The 16,653-nt window shown below is 37.7% G+C and carries 16 protein-coding genes and 1 tRNA gene; 16 read left to right on the top strand and 1 reads right to left on the bottom strand.

All coding sequences use genetic code 11. The features are described 5' to 3' along the window. The first annotated feature begins 306 nt into the window (after positions 1–306). The 4 genes from QM524_RS19590 to QM524_RS19575 all read left to right on the top strand — a co-directional run bounded on the left by QM524_RS19590 (position 307) and on the right by QM524_RS19575 (position 5,947). On the top strand, positions 307–2,199 hold the full coding sequence (locus tag QM524_RS19590; RefSeq protein ID WP_166579550.1) for an amidophosphoribosyltransferase: 1,893 nt from the start codon (positions 307–309) through the stop codon (positions 2,197–2,199). A gap of 190 nt (positions 2,200–2,389) precedes the next feature. Next, positions 2,390–4,528, top strand: a complete 2,139-nt coding sequence (gene recQ / locus QM524_RS19585) for a DNA helicase RecQ (protein WP_283345836.1) — start codon at positions 2,390–2,392, stop codon at positions 4,526–4,528. 4 nt (positions 4,529–4,532) lie between these two features. Continuing rightward, positions 4,533–4,976 (top strand): transcription elongation factor, encoded by a 444-nt coding sequence (locus tag QM524_RS19580; RefSeq protein ID WP_283345835.1) that lies wholly within the window; start codon positions 4,533–4,535, stop codon positions 4,974–4,976. 35 nt (positions 4,977–5,011) lie between these two features. After that, the gene (locus QM524_RS19575) at positions 5,012–5,947 is read left to right on the top strand and encodes a sugar phosphate isomerase/epimerase family protein (protein WP_310586460.1); all 936 of its coding nucleotides are present in this window, start codon (positions 5,012–5,014) and stop codon (positions 5,945–5,947) included. 42 nt (positions 5,948–5,989) lie between these two features. Here the strand turns inward: QM524_RS19575 and QM524_RS19570 are convergent, their stop codons facing one another. Then, complete coding sequence (locus QM524_RS19570) at positions 5,990–6,316, bottom strand: DUF721 domain-containing protein (protein ID WP_095167529.1); 327 nt, start codon at positions 6,314–6,316, stop codon at positions 5,990–5,992. A gap of 58 nt (positions 6,317–6,374) precedes the next feature. Here QM524_RS19570 and QM524_RS19565 point away from each other — a divergent pair, with 58 nt between their 5' ends. The 12 genes from QM524_RS19565 (at position 6,375) to QM524_RS19510 (ending at position 16,483) form a co-directional block, all read left to right on the top strand. Next, on the top strand, positions 6,375–6,782 hold the full coding sequence (locus tag QM524_RS19565) for a hypothetical protein (RefSeq protein WP_166579552.1): 408 nt from the start codon (positions 6,375–6,377) through the stop codon (positions 6,780–6,782). A 304-nt stretch (positions 6,783–7,086) separates the two neighbouring features. Continuing rightward, positions 7,087–7,929, top strand: coding sequence for a MotA/TolQ/ExbB proton channel family protein (locus QM524_RS19560; protein WP_095167519.1), 843 nt, complete (start codon positions 7,087–7,089; stop codon positions 7,927–7,929). A gap of 104 nt (positions 7,930–8,033) precedes the next feature. Continuing rightward, positions 8,034–8,642 carry an ExbD/TolR family protein gene (locus QM524_RS19555; RefSeq protein ID WP_095167521.1) on the top strand — a complete coding sequence of 203 codons (609 nt, stop codon included), beginning with the start codon at positions 8,034–8,036 and terminating at the stop codon, positions 8,640–8,642. 116 nt (positions 8,643–8,758) lie between these two features. Further along, positions 8,759–9,274, top strand: coding sequence for an ExbD/TolR family protein (locus QM524_RS19550; protein WP_283345834.1), 516 nt, complete (start codon positions 8,759–8,761; stop codon positions 9,272–9,274). Between the two features lie 129 nt (positions 9,275–9,403). Next, positions 9,404–10,240 carry an energy transducer TonB gene (locus QM524_RS19545; protein WP_166579553.1) on the top strand — a complete coding sequence of 279 codons (837 nt, stop codon included), beginning with the start codon at positions 9,404–9,406 and terminating at the stop codon, positions 10,238–10,240. 85 nt (positions 10,241–10,325) lie between these two features. Continuing rightward, positions 10,326–10,607: a hypothetical protein gene (locus QM524_RS19540; RefSeq protein WP_095166967.1), complete on the top strand. Its 282-nt coding sequence runs from the start codon at positions 10,326–10,328 to the stop codon at positions 10,605–10,607. Positions 10,608–10,748: 141 nt separating this feature from the next. Beyond that, on the top strand, positions 10,749–11,711 hold the full coding sequence (locus tag QM524_RS19535) for a PstS family phosphate ABC transporter substrate-binding protein (protein WP_095166965.1): 963 nt from the start codon (positions 10,749–10,751) through the stop codon (positions 11,709–11,711). A 274-nt stretch (positions 11,712–11,985) separates the two neighbouring features. After that, on the top strand, positions 11,986–13,692 hold the full coding sequence (locus tag QM524_RS19530) for a tetratricopeptide repeat protein (RefSeq protein WP_283345833.1): 1,707 nt from the start codon (positions 11,986–11,988) through the stop codon (positions 13,690–13,692). Between the two features lie 108 nt (positions 13,693–13,800). Then, positions 13,801–14,577: an SDR family NAD(P)-dependent oxidoreductase gene (locus QM524_RS19525; RefSeq protein WP_283345832.1), complete on the top strand. Its 777-nt coding sequence runs from the start codon at positions 13,801–13,803 to the stop codon at positions 14,575–14,577. Between the two features lie 7 nt (positions 14,578–14,584). Beyond that, positions 14,585–15,478: a PPK2 family polyphosphate kinase gene (locus QM524_RS19520; protein WP_166579557.1), complete on the top strand. Its 894-nt coding sequence runs from the start codon at positions 14,585–14,587 to the stop codon at positions 15,476–15,478. A gap of 188 nt (positions 15,479–15,666) precedes the next feature. Next, positions 15,667–16,386: an RluA family pseudouridine synthase gene (locus QM524_RS19515; RefSeq protein WP_095166956.1), complete on the top strand. Its 720-nt coding sequence runs from the start codon at positions 15,667–15,669 to the stop codon at positions 16,384–16,386. Between the two features lie 25 nt (positions 16,387–16,411). Continuing rightward, a tRNA-Arg gene (locus QM524_RS19510) sits at positions 16,412–16,483 on the top strand. Positions 16,484–16,653: the final 170 nt, after the last annotated feature.

Raw genomic sequence — 16,653 nt, 5'->3', positions numbered from 1 at the left:
GAGAGTCTTTTTAGTAATTCATAAAATATTTTGGATGAAATTATAAGTAAATAAAGATTTAGTTTTCAATAACCATTAAGTATCAAATTCTTACTTTATCATTCTAAAATATGGCACAAAAATTCTTGGTAATCTCAAGATTTTCTACCTAATTTTGTTTACTGAAAGATAACCCATCGTTAACCCTCTATTAATCTGAATTTTATTGCGAAAAATTACCGAACCACTTTAATCTGTATAAATGGTTTCAGGAGTACTATTTTTAAATAATACTCAACAAACGCAAAATAACTACCAAGTAAAGTCATGTCTGACGCAATCAAACACGAGTGTGGTATCGCACTCATCCGTCTCCGAAAAGACTATCAGTACTATATCAATAAGTACGGAACCCCGCTGTATGGTATCAACAAGCTTTACCTAATGATGGAAAAGCAAGTGAACCGAGGACAAGACGGTGCAGGTGTAGCCAACATCAAAATTGATGTGCCTGCTGGTCACAGATATATCAGTAGATACCGTTCTGTAGAACAAAATGCTGTAGCTGATATTTTCGGAAAAATTTACAAGAAGTTTCGTAAAGGCTTGAAAGACCACAAAGACAAAGCTAAAGATGCCAAGTGGATTCAAGAAAATGTAGCATTCTCTGGTGAAGTATTTTTGGGTCACCTGCGCTATGGTACACACGGTCAAAACGAAATTGAAAACTGCCACCCAATGTTGCGCCAAAGCAACTGGAGAAGTAGAAACTTGGTAGTTGCTGGTAACTTTAACATGACTAATGTAGAAGAACTTTTTACGAAGTTGATCTCATTAGGACAGCATCCGAAGGAAAAAGTGGATACTGTGACAGTAATGGAAAAAATTGGTCATTTCCTCGATGAAGAAAACCAACGTCAATTTGACTTCCACAAACATAGTTACGAAAATCCAGAGTTGTCAGATGTGATTGAAGACAACATTGATTTGCAAAGAGTATTACAGCGTTCATGCCGTGATTTTGATGGTGGATATGCGATGTGTGGAGTAACTGGGCATGGATCTGCTTTTGTAGCACGTGACCCAGCGGGTATTCGCCCAGCATTTTGGTATGCCGATGATGAAGTAGTAGTTGTTGCCTCAGAAAAACAAGCTATCAAAACGTCGTTTAACTGTAATTACGAAGATATTCAGGAAGTACAGCCAGGTCATGCTTTAATTATTGACAAACGTGGTAACTATTCTGAAAAGAAATTTATTGAACCACTCGAAAAGAAATCGTGTAGCTTCGAAAGAATCTATTTCTCACGCGCTTCAGATCCAGATATTTATGCCGAACGTAAAGAATTAGGACGTTTGGTAATCCCGCAAGTACTTCAAGAAGTAAATTACGACCTCAAAAATACCGTATTCTCGTATATTCCTAACACTGCCGAAACTGCCTTTTTGGGTATGATTGAAGGTTTGGAGGATTATCTTGCCAAAGAACGTAAGAAAGCCATTATGGGTGGAGGTTTGGCAGAGGAGACTTTGGAGGAGTTATTAACTTTCCGTCCTCGTGTTGAAAAGTTGATTTCTAAAGATGTGAAACTTCGTACTTTCATCACCAATGATGCCGACCGTAATGATATGGTGTCACATGTGTATGATACAACTTATGAAGTAATCAAAAAAGGCGTTGATAATGTTGTGTTGATTGATGACTCTATTGTAAGAGGTACAACACTCGAACGCTCTATTTTGAAGTTGCTGGATAAATTAGGACCTAAGAAAATCGTAATTGTTTCATCAGCACCACAAATTCGCTATCCAGATTGCTATGGTATCGATATGTCAAGAATGAAAGATTTTGTGGCATTCCGTGCAACTTATGAATTGTTACAAGAGCGTCACATGGAAGATATTCTTGAAGATACTTTGGGTCGTTGTATAAGTGCTTTTGAATTAGGAACAGCTCATACGCAAAACTTTGTGAAGGCGATTTACGAACCATTTACAAACGAGGAGATTTCAGCTAAAATCGCAGATATCGTAAAACCAGCAGACTTAAAAGCTGATTTGGCAATTGTTTATCAAACAGTAGACAGTCTGAACAAAGCTTGTCCATATAATCTTGGTGACTGGTATTTTACGGGTAACTTCCCAACACCAGGTGGTAATAAGGTTGTAAACAAAGCTTTTGTAAACTTTATGAAAGGGGTAGAAATTAGAGCTTACTAGTTTCTAAAACGATTTTTCTCAAAAGCGGGTAAATGCTGTACAGTATTTACCCGCTTTTATTTTGTACAAGCAACAGCTTAGCTTTATCCTAAACCCAAACATTTGCTAACTTTGTGTTGAAGATGCAACATTCTACACGCTATGTTTTACAGACATCTTCATCATCATTCACTATTTATATTTTGCTAAAATGGCATTGACAAAAGAACAAGTACTCAAGCAATATTTTGGGTATGATAAATTTAGACCTCTTCAGGCTGACATTATTGATTGGGTATTGTATGGACAAGATTGTATGGTATTGATGCCAACAGGGGGAGGGAAATCTCTTTGTTTTCAGGTACCAGCATTGATGATGCAAGGAATTACAATTGTGATTTCACCTCTCATCGCCCTAATGCATGACCAAGTACAAGCATTACAAGCCAATGGTATTCCTTCTGCTTATATCAACTCTTCGCTTTCTGGTGCCGAACGATTTGCCATAGAACGACAATGTAAAGCTGGTGAAATAAAGCTACTATATATTTCTCCTGAAAAACTCTTTTCGAATGGATACCTCGATTGGATAAAGTCTTTGCAAGTAAGTATGGTGGCCGTGGATGAATCTCACTGTGTATCTGTTTGGGGACATGATTTCAGACCTGAATATACCCAATTACACGTACTGAAGTCTGCCTTGCCCAATGTACCTTTTATGGCATTGACCGCTACAGCAGATAGAGTTACTAGAAAAGATGTAATGACCCAGCTGGGAATTCCTGATGCTCGTGTTTTTATTAGTTCTTTCGACAGACCGAACTTATCTTTATCAGTACAGCCAGGACGAAATCGCTTGAAAACGATTCAAAAGTTTATTCAAGAGCGCCCTCGAAAAGCAGGTATTATATATTGTTTAAGTAGAAAAAATACAGAACAATTAGCCGACTCTCTTTTAAAGGTTGGTATATCTGCTCGATGCTATCACGCAGGAATGAGTACTGACGAACGTGCAAAAGTACAGGACCAATTTTTACGAGATGATATTCAGGTGATCTGTGCTACTATTGCTTTTGGTATGGGTATCGACAAGTCAAATGTTCGTTGGGTTATGCACTATTCATTGCCCGCCAATATCGAAAGTTTTTACCAAGAAATAGGTCGCGCTGGTCGTGATGGCGTAAAAGCGGATACGCTTTTGTTTTATTCCTACAATGACCTAATTGTTCGAAAGGATATGCTGGCGCAATCTGAATTGCCAGCGGAGATGAAAGAGGTTCAATTAGCTAAACTAGATAGATTAAAGCAATATGCAGAAGCCGAAATTTGTCGTAGACGAATTCTATTGAGCTATTTCAACGAGGAGGTCGACCATGATTGTGGTAATTGCGATGTTTGTAAAAATCCCCCTATTAGGTTTGATGCCAGTGTACTAGCTCAGAAAGCTCTTTCCGCAATCGCACGTACAAACGAAAAAATTGCGATGGGCATGCTGATTGATATACTTCGTGGTTCTAACAATCGAAGAATCATTGAACATCGTTATCATGAAATCAAAACCTTTGGTGCTGGTCGTGATTTGAAATATGAAGAATGGGCAGACTATATTCAACAAATGCTTAATTCGGGTATTATGGATATTGCCTATGACGAGCAACATGCCTTCAAACTAAACAACGCTTCTTGGTCTGTATTGAAGGATGGAAAAAAAGTACAACTTGTACGGTTTAGACCATTTGAAGAAAAGCAAGCCGAACGTGAAGCCAATGCAGTGCCTAAGGAAAAAACTAAGCGTGAGGTGGTTCGTGATGAATTGTTTGAGCGTTTGCGATTGTTGCGTAAGCAAATTGCTGATAACTTGGATATCCCTCCGTTTGTGGTCTTTTCAGATGCAACACTTTCGGATATGGCGCAGAAAAAACCTATTTCTCCAGCCGAAATGCTCAATGTGTCAGGGGTAGGAGAGCAGAAGTTCAGACAGTATGGTGATGCTTTCCTCAAAGAAATTCGAGATTTTATCAAAACTTTAGGTAAATCAGGAGGCGAAAAAGGAGATACAGCTAAAATAAGCTTTTCACTTTATGAAGAAGGGTTATCCTTAGATGAAATAGCAGAAAGAAGAGGATTAAGTCCTGTTACGATCGTATCTCATTTGGTGAAATTCTTTGAAGAGGGTCACCCAGTAAATTTACGCAAATTTGTCACTACAGTAGAGTTTAATGCTATTGCTCAAGCTATGAAAACGCTTGGTACCAAAAAAGGCGAACCTGTAAAACCTGTGTTTGATTTGTTGCAAGGCAAATACGATTACCACAAAATCAAAGTTGTGATGGCTTTGTTAGACAAATAGATTCATGAAACAAGACGTTATAGACTATATTAAAAATCAGCTTGAAGAACGAATGCAAGCTGCTTGGGGCGCTATGCAAGCGGCTCAAGCCTCTGCCAATGAGGAAAGTAAAAGTTCTGCTGGTGACAAATACGAAACGGCACGAGCTATGGGGCAGTTAGATAGAGATATGTATGCCCGTCAATATGAACAAGCTCGTCAAGAAAGGGGTTTAATTGAAAGAATAGACCCATTGCATACTCCACAGCATGTGTCCTTGGGCGCACTTGTACATACGAGTATGGGGATATTTTTGATAGCTGTTAGCTTGGGTTCAATCAAAGTTGCAGGAGAAGCCGTGATGGTAGTGTCAGCTCAATCGCCTATTGGTGCATTGTTGATGGGGAAAGTTGTAGGCGATTCATTTGATTTTAGAGGAAAAAAACACCAAATTCAACAAATAGCTTAAGTAAAATCATCTTACCCTTCATACTGAATCTTACTATGATACAACAAACAAGAAGAGATTTTCTCAAAAAATCCTCATTAGGATTAGCAGGACTAGCATTGTCATCAAACGACTGGTTAACTAGTGCTTCTAAACCTTTTTACGAAATATCACTAGCCGAATGGTCTTTGCACAAAACTATCTTTAGTGGTAAGTTGAGTAATTTAGATTTTCCACAATTTGCCAAAAAAGAGTTTGGTTTAGAGATTGTTGAATATGTAAATCAATTTTTCCCTGATAAAGCAAAAGATAAAACCTATCTCAAAGAGTTACGCACAAGATCTGTGGATGAAGGAATCCGTAACCACTTGATTATGATTGATGCTGAAGGCGAGCTAGGAGAAGCTGATACTCAAAAACGTAAGCAAGCTGTCGAAAACCATTATAAATGGGTGGAGGCTGCACAGTTTTTGGGTTGCCAAACTATTCGAGTAAATTCAAGAGGTGAGGGTGACCCTAAAGAAGTGGCTAAGCGATGTGTAGAAAGTTTGAGAACATTGAGTGAGTTTGGAAAAGCTCATAACATTAATATCATTGTAGAAAACCACGGAGGCTATTCTGCCAATGGTGCATGGTTGGCGGGTATTATGAAGGAAGTTGGAATGAAAAACTGCGGAACATTGCCAGACTTTGGTAACTTCTGTTTGGAATGGAGTGGTGCCGAGTGGCATAGCCAGTGCAAAACTCAATATGACCCATACAAAGGTACCGCCGAAATGATGCCTTATGCTAAGGGCGTCAGTGCCAAAACCTTTAACTTTGATGCTAAGGGCAACGAACCAACAATTGATTACATAAAAATGATGAAAGTCATTAAGAAATCAGGTTTTAGAGGAATCGTAGGAATTGAGTATGAAGGAGAAACGCTAAGCGAAATTGAAGGAATCAAAAAGACTATAGCATTGTTGAAAAAATCAACAGCTGCCATATAGCGAAAGCCCTTGTGTAATTGATCTTACACAAGGGCTTTTTTATTAAAGAAAAATAACTTCGTTGACCAATTCAGCACCAATTGCTTGATTGATTAATTGAAGAATTTTGTTTTTGGCCATTAACAACTCATTTCGTAAAGCAGCTGAATCCAGTTGAATATATAGTTTTGCCTCAGTAATATATACCTTAGTGGTTCTAGCAGCAATGGGTGCGCCCATAATCTGCTCCCAATGAGCAGCTACATAGGTTTCATCAAACTTTGTACGAAGTTTGTAAAACTCAAGCATATCTTCGATTGCTTCTTTGAGAGAGGAGGCGCTTGTTTTGCGCTTCGCATTTTCTCGATTATATGAATAATATTGCGCCATATCTGTAAGGAATAAACACCCAAAGGTACAGCTAATAGCTGAAAAAAATACAATTCTTATGCACACATTATTGCTATATATCCAAGTACGAAAGAGTCCAATGGAGGTGCGCTACCAAAATCCATTGCATCAAATTATTCATCAAGAAGGCTGGTCGGCCAACTTTGTAACTTATGACATTGATAATTATTCAGAGAGTCTTATTTTGAATCAGTTAAAAGTGGCAATCAGTAATGCAACAGAAATATTTGTATTAATCGATGCAGAGCCAGCGCCTAACTTAGGGGGAGTCGGCAATATAGTATCGATTCTTGCGGATAAATCATCTAGGGTGCGGATCCGCCTAGAAGGAGGGCATACAATTCTAGAAAAATATCTGAGTGTTTTTTCTCATCAAAAGTCAGTAGTAAATACTCATGAAATGCAGAAAATTGAAACAATCCTTGATAAGATTTACCCGAAATAAGATATTGTTTAAAAGTTTATATATTTTCTTGTAAAAATCAAATTCTTCAAAAAGTACATCAAAAGTATCGAATAGAGCTTTAAAATATTACTATAATACAATGTTTGTTGAATACGGACTAATTTCTTAAAAAAAACTTGACAATAGAGATATGAGAATTAAAAGAAATTTATGTTAGTTTTGTCATTACTAGAAAACATAAAACAATCGAAATAATCTTTTGTCTTGAAACAGTTTTCTGTAGATTTATTTTAAAAAATCACCTAAAAATTGTTTTTTAACTTAAACCCAAATTACCAAACTAATGAGTACACAACAAGCAAAACCAGCTGCTCCAAAGCCAGCAGCACCAGCAAACAAAAAGTCAGGCGGTATCCCTGCGGGCGTAATCATTTTGATTCTATTTGCTGTAGCACTTTCTCTTTACAAATTCGTAATGGGAGATCCTTCTCACTTTGAGAACAACAACCCAGACGGACACCCAATTCCAGGTGACTACTTTGGTATCGTTTACAAAGGTGGTATCATCGTACCAGTTTTGATGACATGTTTCTTGATTTCATTGACTTTCTCTATTGAGCGTATCCTTACAATCGGTAAAGCAAAAGGTACAGGTGACATCAACGCTTTCGTTCGTAAAATCCAAGCTTCTTTGGACAAAGACGATGTTGAAGGTGCATTGAAAGAGTGTGACAAACAAAAAGGTTCAGTAGGTAACGTTACTTTAGCTGCTGTTAAAAAGTACAAGCAATTGGCTACAGACGGTTCTTTGGACAAAGAACAAAAATTGGCTGCATTGAGCAAAGAAGTTGAAGAAGCTACTTCATTGGAATTGCCAATTTTGGAGAAAAACCTTACTATCATCGCTACATTGGCGTCGGTATCTACCCTTATCGGTCTATTAGGTACTGTAATCGGTATGATCAAAGCGTTCTCGGCTTTGGGTAACTCAGGAGGTTCAACTGACTCTTCAGCTCTTGCAAACGGTATCTCAGAAGCCCTTGTAAACACTGCATTGGGTATCGGTACTTCAGCTGTATGTATCATCGGTTATAACTTCTTTACGTCTAAAATTGACGAATTGACATATAGCATTGACGAAATCGGTTTGAGCGTTAACCAAAACTTCGCTTCTCACCACAGTTAATAGTTTGAAAATTGGGCAATTTGAAAATCTGAAGAGTTCGCTCTTCTGAATCCCAAGATTGTTTTCAAATATAAGTTTTCTCAAATTTTCAAATTAATAACATTATGCCAAAGGTAAAAGCAAAAAGACAGAGTGTGTCTTTGGACATGACAGCGATGTGTGACGTGGCATTCTTGTTGCTCACATTCTTCATGTTGACGGCGAAGTTCCGTCCTGAAGAAGCTGTTACCATTACGCCTCCTACGTCTATCTCTGAAAAGCCGCTTCCTTCTGAAAAAGGTGTTATTACCATTTCGGTTGCGCCAGATGGCAAGATTTTCATGGGTGTTGACGATAAGGAAGCACAACAGATGATGTTGGAAAGAATGGCTAACCGTGTTGGTGTTCCTATCTCGGCTACAATGCAGAAAAACTTCATGGCTTCTGAAATTGTAGGTTATCCAGCTGGAGCACTAAAACAAGTATTGGAGGAAAAACCATCGGCATGGAAAGCAAAAGGATACTATCAAGGTATTCCTTGCGATTCTGCAAACAATGAGCTTTTCTTGTGGGTAACGTATGCTAAATTAGCAAACCCTGCTCTACAAGTAGCTATCAAAGGTGATGGTAACTCAAATTACAAAGTTTTCAACCAGGTTGTAGGTACATTACAAGAACAAAACATCAACGTTTTCCAGTTGATCACAGGTCCTGAAAACAAACCAAGAAATTAATTAAGTTGTACTCAGTAGTTTATTAACCCTGCCCTGCATTGTGGGGTAGGGTACTCATAACCTTCGAAGCAACTAGATTGATATCCTATTAACAACATTAAAACTACTCAACGACTATGGCAGAAATAGACCAGTCCGGTGGGGGTAAGAAAGGTGGTAAAAAGCGTAGTAAGAAAGCGTCTACCAAGATTGACATGACGCCAATGGTAGACTTAGGTTTCTTGCTGATCACATTCTTCATGCTAACAACTACGTTGGCTAAGCCCGTGACAATGCAGCTTAGTATGCCTGATAAAACTGAGACAAAGGAAACATCTCCTGTAAAAGCATCGGAAACACTTACTGTGTTGCCAGATGAAAATAAAGTTTACTACTATCAAGGTAAACCAGGTGATGCTACAACAGTCGTTCAAGTAACTGACTACTCAGATCAAGGTATCAGACAAGTATTATTTAGATTGAAAAAGCAAGTCGGACAAAACTTCACCATCGTTATCAAAGCTACTAAAGGTGCTAAGTATAAAAACATGGTGGATATGCTCGATGAGTGTGCAATTACTGATAACAAGCGTTATGCTCTTCTTGAAATCACTCCTATTGATGAGGAAATGATTAAGAAATCAGGAAAATAATTAAGCACACCAATGAAATTAAAATAAAACTAATTAAATAGTTGTAAAACTAAACAAATAGTTTTATCTTAGTTCTGTGGTTCTGAAAACAAAAAAAGAATTTCAACAGAGTTAACAAAACGAGAAAATATGTCAAACGTAATTAGCCCTAACGCAACGCTTGACGACATAATTTTTAAGGATAAGAATAAGGAATACGGTGCTTATTTTTTGAGAAAGAATTATCAAGCTGTCGTCAAGAGGTCAGTAATGATAGGTTCTGCTCTTTTCGCTGGTGCGCTTGCTCTACCGTTTATTATTAGCAGCTTGACTCCAAAAGATGATGAAAAGACAGAGGTGATTGCAGAGGTGATGAAAGTGGCCGAACCTCCGAAGAAATCGGATACGCCACCACCACCACCACCGCCACCACCGCCACCACCAAAAGATATTCCGAAAGTAACAACTACTAAGTTTTTACCTCCGGAAATCAAGCGTGATGAAGAGGTACAAAAACCTGAACCTCCACCAGAGGTAGATAACATCAAAGGTAATACTGCAACAGAAAGCGTTAAAGGTAATACTGATGATATCGCTCCTCCAGTGGATCCAGATGCAAGACCTGCTAAAGAAGAAGCTCCAGTTGAACCACCGAAACCAGTTGAAGAAGAAATCTTTACTGCGGTAGAACAACAAGCAGAATTCCCAGGTGGTATTCCTGCTTTTGCAAAATTCTTGCAGAAAAACCTTAAATACCCTGCTGCTGCACAACGTGCTAACGTTCAAGGTAAAGTTTACGTTCAGTTCGTTGTAAACACTGACGGATCTATCCAAGGCGTTGAAGTATTGAAGTCAGTAGGTTTTGGTTGCGATGAAGAAGCTGTTCGCGTAATCAAAATGGTTCCAAAATGGAACCCTGGTAAACAGTCTGGACGTCCAGTTCGTTCAAGATTTACAGTGCCTATCAACTTCGTATTGTCGGAGTAGTATGCATTACTATAGTCTTTATTAGTATGAAACCTGTCAGGAAACTGGCAGGTTTCATTTTTAGAGGGACTTAAATTTTTGAAAGATGCCAAAAAGAGATTCACAAAAGTATTATTCCATATCAGTAATTATTATTGCTGGACTGATGTCTGTAGCCTACATAGGCATTGGAATTTTCTTAATCATTGTGCCAGATTCAGCATTTGCACAGGTGTTTTTTCCTAGTATAAAATGGTCTTATGCTTGGGGAGCAATTCTTATCATCTATGGTTTGTATAGAGGATATAGAGCGATTGAAAAATATAAAGAAGATACAGAGGAAGAGAAGGAAGAGGCCGAGTATCGTTATTACGACAACAAGAAGTGATAGGGCTTATTGCAGTTGCAGATAAGCAATACTAATGACAGAGTAAGACTTTGTTAATGATAGTTAATGGAATTGGATTATTCAAAGAAAATATATAGATGCATCTAGGTGCTTCGTTAATATTATAAATCTCAAAAAGCGATGAAAAAGTATATTAAGTTTGTTTCAGCTCTTGGTGTACTCGGTGCCTTAGTTTCTTCTTGTGGATACGTAGGCAACCACCCAAATGAGAATGCACCTACTGATACCCCTGCCAAAGGGGAAATAACAGTGGCAGTAGATGAGTCTTTTCAGAATATTTTAGATGCCGAAAAGTATGCTTTTGAGCAGGGATACAAATACACCAAAATTAATGTAGTGTACAAGCCCGAAACTGAAGCTATCAATATGATGCTAAATGACAAGGCTCGACTTGTAGTAGTAGCTAGAGAGTTGACGGAGAAAGAAAAGAAGGTTTTTGAAGATGACCGTACTGTGTATCGTAGCTACAAATTTGCAGGAGATGCTTTGGCTTTGATTACCAATAAAACAAATAAGGATACCTTGATTACCGTCAAAGATGTTGAGGGGTTAATGAAAGGGAAGATAAAAAAATGGTCTGAATTTGGAAAAGGAGGGGCAAATCAAGAGGTAGTTCTTGTATTTGATAATTCTAATTCAAGTAATTTGACTTTCTTGATGGATAAATTTGGTATTAATAAGAAAGATAAAGTGCCATTTTTTGCAATGAAGTCGAACAAAGAAGTAATTGAATACGTGAAGTCACATAAAAATGCCATTGGTGTCATTGGAACCAACTGGATTAGTGATGGCGACGATCCTGCTTCATTAGGTTTTATCAAGGATATCAATGTAATGTCGGTTACCGATAAACCAAATCCTACGAAGGAAGATTATTATCAGCCATTTGGCTATAATCTTGCGCTTAAAAAATACCCTTTAACACGTGTTATTAAGTGTATTTTGAAGGAGTCACACATGGGACTAGGAACAGGTTTTATAAACTACATGTGTATGGATCAAGGCCAATTGATTGTTTTGAAGGGAGGCTTACTACCATTAACAAGACCGATTCAAATTCGTACAGTAAAAATTGGAGAATAATGTCTTTGTGTCAAAATGAACTATTATTCATTTGATTGACAATGAATTACTAATGATTTTTTAAGACGTTTTTAATAAATCTTATATTCTAGTTATAAAGAATAAAATTTTGCCTTTTTATTGGAAATTTTAATTTAATTTTGTCTTAGAAGTTCAAAAAGAAACAATATAAAAATTGCTAAGTTATTCACTTGACTTTAGATCTTTTCATAAATACTAAATCAAATAAAATTATTTATTCATTAATCTTAATCCCAACTAACTAATTACACAAATGAAAGTAAAGATGAAATCTCTGTTGGTGGCTGTTAGTTTACTGTTTGCAGGTGCTGCAAATGCGCAAACAGTACAGCAAGGTTTGTCGCAGTTGGATGGAGACCAGCCAAGTAAAGCGAAGGCGACTTTTGAGAGCTTGGTAGCGGCTGCTCCGACGGCAGAGAACCAATTCTATTTAGGTTATTATAATTTGCGTGTAGGTCATCTTGATGCTGCGAAAGCTGCTTTCGAAAAAGGTTTGACTATTGATGCTAAAAACCCGCTAAATGCAGTTGGTTTGGCCGCTATCAAAGTTGCGAATCATAAAGTAGCTGATGCTAAAGTTGATTTTGATAAAATCATTGCTGATACAAAATCAAAAAATGCTGATGTATTGTTCCGTATTGCTGAAGCTTATGTAATGTTCTATGACGTAAACAATGGCGAAGAAGCAAACAAAGGAAACAATGATCCAGCTGAAGCTATTCGTTTGATTGACATGATTCCTGAAAAAACTAAAGTGAAGGAATTGACAGTTGATATGAATACTGTAAAAGGAGATGCATACCTTATCAAAAATGATGGTGGTCCTGCAGTTTCTGCTTACGAACAAGCTAACTTCAAAGAGAAAAGTGCTAAGTTATACACAAAAATTGGTATCGTTTATTTGCGTGGTAAAAACTACCAGTATACAGTAAATGCTTACCAAAGTGCTGTTGAAACTGACTCTAACTATGCTCCAATTTACAAGCGTTTTGGTGAATACTATAATATCTTTAACCGTTACAAAGACGCTTCTAAATATTATAGAAAGTACGTAAGCAAAGCTGAAGCTAGCCCAACGATTTTGTTGAGTACTGCCAAATTGTTATTCTTGGCTAAAGACTATACTGGTTCAATGGAATTCACTAGTCAAGCTGAAGCAGGTGGTGCAAAAGACAATGATATCTACCGTATGAAAGGTTATTCTTTCATCGAATTGAACAAATGCCAAGAGGGTATCAACAACCTTGAGCAAATGGTAAAAGCTGGTGTAAAACCTTACTACTTGGATAACGTATATTTTGCAAAAGGTTATCAGTGTTTGAACAACGACTCTTTAGCGGTTCACTATTTTGAACAAGCGGCTCCGTTAGATACTAACAACAACCACCACTTGTCAATCTACTCAATTCGTTATAAGCAAAAGAGATATGCTCATGCTGCTGACGCTGCCTTCAAATCAATTGAATGGAAAGCAAAGAAGAAATTGCAAGCTACTTCTGGGGACTGGTATAACGCTGCTTTAGCATACTATTTTGCTGCTGCCTATACACCAAAAACAGACTCAGTAAACCGTGTTTCTTTGGCGATGAAAGGTGATACTTCTTTTGCTAAAGCTATCGGTATCAACGCTAAATGGCCTCCATTCTTCTTGTTCCGTGCACGTACAAACAACTTGATCGACTATAGCGGAGACAAGTGGTTGGCTGCACCATACTATGAGCAATATTTGACAGTAATTGGTGCGCTTAAAGCGGAAAATTCAACTACTTACAAAGAGAAGAAAGACGATACTTACGAGGCGCTTCGTTACTTGTCAGGTTACTACTTGACTGTATCGAAAGACACCGTAAAAGCTGAAGACGCTATTAAGAAAGCGCTCGAAATCAAACCTGAAGATCCAGATGGTTTGAAATCAATGTTGCCAGGTGCAACTCCTGCAACTCCAGCTCCTAAAAAATAATTTTAGGTAAATTATTTAAAACGAAGCCCTGCCATTTGGTAGGGCTTTGTTAATTTTGAGGGATTGCATTTTGTAAATCATTAGATTCAACCGACTATTCTCATTATTATGTCATACGCATTGGTTACAGGTGCCAGTAAAGGTATCGGAAAAGAAATAGCAGCAGAACTTGCTAGTAGAAAATACAATCTCTTATTAGTAGCACGCTCTGAAGAGCTACTTCAAAAAGTGGCTTCTGAACTAAAATCTCGTTATAAAGTAGAAGTTGACTATTTAGCGATTGATTTAGCTCAAATTGGCGTGGCTCAACAAGTATACGATTGGGTAAATACCAAAAAATATGAGGTGTCTATTTTGGTCAATAATGCAGGATACGGACTTGTTGGGCCACTTGGACATTATTCTATCGAAAAAAATCGTGATATGATGACTTTGAATATGCTCACGCTGACAGAAATGTGCCAAACATTTTTGCCTATGTTGAAGCGCCAATCTAAGTCATATATCATGAATATTGCGAGTTCAACTGCCTATCAGGCATTGCCTCACATGGCGATTTATGCAGCCACTAAGGTATTTGTTCTCAACTTTACTAGAGCGCTTAAACATGAATTAGATGGTACTTCGGTTTCGGTAACGGCTATTAGTCCAGGCTCAACAGCCACAGACTTTAACGATAGGGCAGAAGTAGGCGAAAAAGCAATGAAAGCAGCTGAGAAAGTAATGATGACGCCAACTGAAGTAGCCCAAATCGCAGTGAAATCCATGTTTGGAGGCTCTACCGAAGTAGTAACTGGATTCATCAATAAATTAGGTGCTTTTATGGCTTGGTTAGCGCCTAAATCAATTACCGAAAAAGTAGCAAAAGGTATTTACGAAAAATAAAAACACTATGGCAAAGCCTGAAATGAAAGATTTTAGCTTTGATGGAAACGGTAACTTTTCCATTAAAAAACTTCCCACCAAAATCGAAGATTTATATGTCGATGAGGCTGACTACTTAGCACAGTTGTCTGAATTACATAAAAAAATCGATAAGCTTCAATCGCGTATGTATGCGCATGGAAGGTATGGAATGGTAATTATATTTCAGGCTTTGGATGCCGCTGGTAAGGATGGTACGATTAAGGCTGTCTTTTCAGGAATCAACCCTGCAGGTATCGTAGTGCATAGTTTTAAGCGCCCTTCGGCCGAAGAACTCGACCATGATTTTATGTGGAGAAGTATGCTCAAAATGCCTCAAAGAGGACAATTGGCTATCCATAATCGTTCTTATTATGAAGAGGTATTAGTGGTAAAAGTTCATCCGTCTATTTTGTTAGAAGGACAACGTTTGCCTGAAGACCAAACCAAAAATTTAGAGAAAGTATGGGAAGAGCGTTATGATTCTATTAAACATTACGAAAAACATTTGCACCAAAATGGATTTGAGGTTGTAAAGTTTTTTCTAAATGTTTCCAAAAAAGAACAAAGCAAACGCTTAATCGAACGTATCGAAGATCCTGATAAAAATTGGAAGTTTGAGGAGCAGGACGTAAAAGAAAGAGCGTTTTGGAAAGAGTATCATGAAGCGTATCAAGAGTTAGTAGACCAAACCGCTACCGAGCATTCGCCGTGGTATGTAATTCCTGCTGATGATAAAAAGAATATGCGCTTGATGGTAGCGCAAGTCATTCATGACAGATTAAGCAAGCTAAAAATGGAATATCCTGCCAGTTCGCCAGAACGTCATGAGTTTTTACAAAGCTTGATAGCCACGATAAAAAAACAAGAAGCAGAAGATTAAAAAACATAATACTGAAGGTGCGGGATATTTCTTGCACCTTTTTTGGCTTTAGAAGAAGGCATTTCAAAAGAAAATACAAACTGTTTCAGGAAGATACCGAGAGTTTGCAAAAAAAGTAGGAACTTTGCAGTATTGTCTAATCGTTTGATTATCGGCTCATATTGAGTCTACTAATATTTATTTTTTTTATGCGCATTAATTTCAAAGATATAATTCTTTTCGAAAACGACGACTTCATAGTTATAAATAAACCACCTTATATTTCATCCTTAGATGAGCGTCAGGCTGATAACTCACAGAGTATTTTGCGATTAGCAAAGGAGTATTCTGATGATGCACAGTTGGCTCACCGACTTGATAAAGAAACATCTGGTATTTTGGCTATTGCTAAAAATCCTGCGGCTTATCGTCATTTGTCAATGCAGTTTGAGCATCGTCAGGTTGCTAAGCGTTACCATGCAGTTGCGAATGGTATCCATGATTTGGATATGATTTCGGTATATTTGCCCATCGCACAAAAGCGTGATGGCACACAAGTGGTGATTGATCGTCAGAAAGGTAAAGAAGCCGAGACTATTTTCAATACAATCAAGGTATATCGTAAGCATACTCTTATCGAGTGTATGCCTATTACAGGTCGTATGCACCAAATTAGGATTCACTTAGCTTGTTTGAAAGCTCCGATTGTAAGTGATCCAACGTACGGAGGCGATACGCTATATCTCTCAGATTTGAAAAGAGGTTTTAACCTTAAGAAAAATACTGACGAACTCCCTTTGATGAAACGAGTGGCATTACATGCCCATTCCTTGACTTTTAATCTCATGGATGGTGAGCGTATTACCGTTGAGGCACCGTATCCTAAAGATTTCGAGGTTTTGGTGAAACAGTTAGAGAAGTTTTCTTAATTTTGCGACGCTAAAATTTTGGCGAGGCTCCGTAGTTCAATGGATAGAATGTGGGTTTCCGGTACCTAAGATGCAGGTTCGATTCCTGCCGGGGCTACAAATAAAAACGTAATCATTTGATATCAAAAATATTGAGTGGTTACGTTTTTTTATGAGTGAAGTCTGAAAAAGTTGATCTATCTTGAGTTTAGAGATCAAGTATAATCAATGTACCACTACAAAAGACGCAATCATTGCGTCTCTACAGCTAGAATAAATTTTAAAGGT

The sequence above is a fragment of the Flectobacillus roseus genome, assembly GCF_030056595.1.
Lineage (GTDB): Bacteria > Bacteroidota > Bacteroidia > Cytophagales > Spirosomataceae > Flectobacillus > Flectobacillus roseus.
The sequence above is the reverse complement of the archived record's forward strand: the minus strand, read 5'-3'. Positions and strand labels throughout refer to the sequence as shown.

Bases quoted from the DNA above. Each gene is read 5' to 3' on its own strand.
- QM524_RS19565 (WP_166579552.1), top strand. From the start codon at position 6,375: ATGCACACATTATTGCTATATATCCAAGTACGAAAGAGTCCAATGGAG.
- QM524_RS19525 (WP_283345832.1), top strand. From the start codon at position 13,801: ATGTCATACGCATTGGTTACAGGTGCCAGTAAAGGTATCGGAAAAGAA.
- QM524_RS19580 (WP_283345835.1), top strand. From the start codon at position 4,533: ATGAAACAAGACGTTATAGACTATATTAAAAATCAGCTTGAAGAACGA.
- QM524_RS19555 (WP_095167521.1), top strand. From the start codon at position 8,034: ATGCCAAAGGTAAAAGCAAAAAGACAGAGTGTGTCTTTGGACATGACA.
- QM524_RS19590 (WP_166579550.1), top strand. From the start codon at position 307: ATGTCTGACGCAATCAAACACGAGTGTGGTATCGCACTCATCCGTCTC.
- QM524_RS19515 (WP_095166956.1), top strand. From the start codon at position 15,667: ATGCGCATTAATTTCAAAGATATAATTCTTTTCGAAAACGACGACTTC.
- recQ (WP_283345836.1), top strand. From the start codon at position 2,390: ATGGCATTGACAAAAGAACAAGTACTCAAGCAATATTTTGGGTATGAT.
- QM524_RS19575 (WP_310586460.1), top strand. From the start codon at position 5,012: ATGATACAACAAACAAGAAGAGATTTTCTCAAAAAATCCTCATTAGGA.
- QM524_RS19550 (WP_283345834.1), top strand. From the start codon at position 8,759: ATGGCAGAAATAGACCAGTCCGGTGGGGGTAAGAAAGGTGGTAAAAAG.
- QM524_RS19560 (WP_095167519.1), top strand. From the start codon at position 7,087: ATGAGTACACAACAAGCAAAACCAGCTGCTCCAAAGCCAGCAGCACCA.
- QM524_RS19545 (WP_166579553.1), top strand. From the start codon at position 9,404: ATGTCAAACGTAATTAGCCCTAACGCAACGCTTGACGACATAATTTTT.
- QM524_RS19520 (WP_166579557.1), top strand. From the start codon at position 14,585: ATGGCAAAGCCTGAAATGAAAGATTTTAGCTTTGATGGAAACGGTAAC.
- QM524_RS19535 (WP_095166965.1), top strand. From the start codon at position 10,749: ATGAAAAAGTATATTAAGTTTGTTTCAGCTCTTGGTGTACTCGGTGCC.
- QM524_RS19530 (WP_283345833.1), top strand. From the start codon at position 11,986: ATGAAAGTAAAGATGAAATCTCTGTTGGTGGCTGTTAGTTTACTGTTT.
- QM524_RS19540 (WP_095166967.1), top strand. From the start codon at position 10,326: ATGCCAAAAAGAGATTCACAAAAGTATTATTCCATATCAGTAATTATT.
- QM524_RS19570 (WP_095167529.1), bottom strand. From the start codon at position 6,316: ATGGCGCAATATTATTCATATAATCGAGAAAATGCGAAGCGCAAAACA.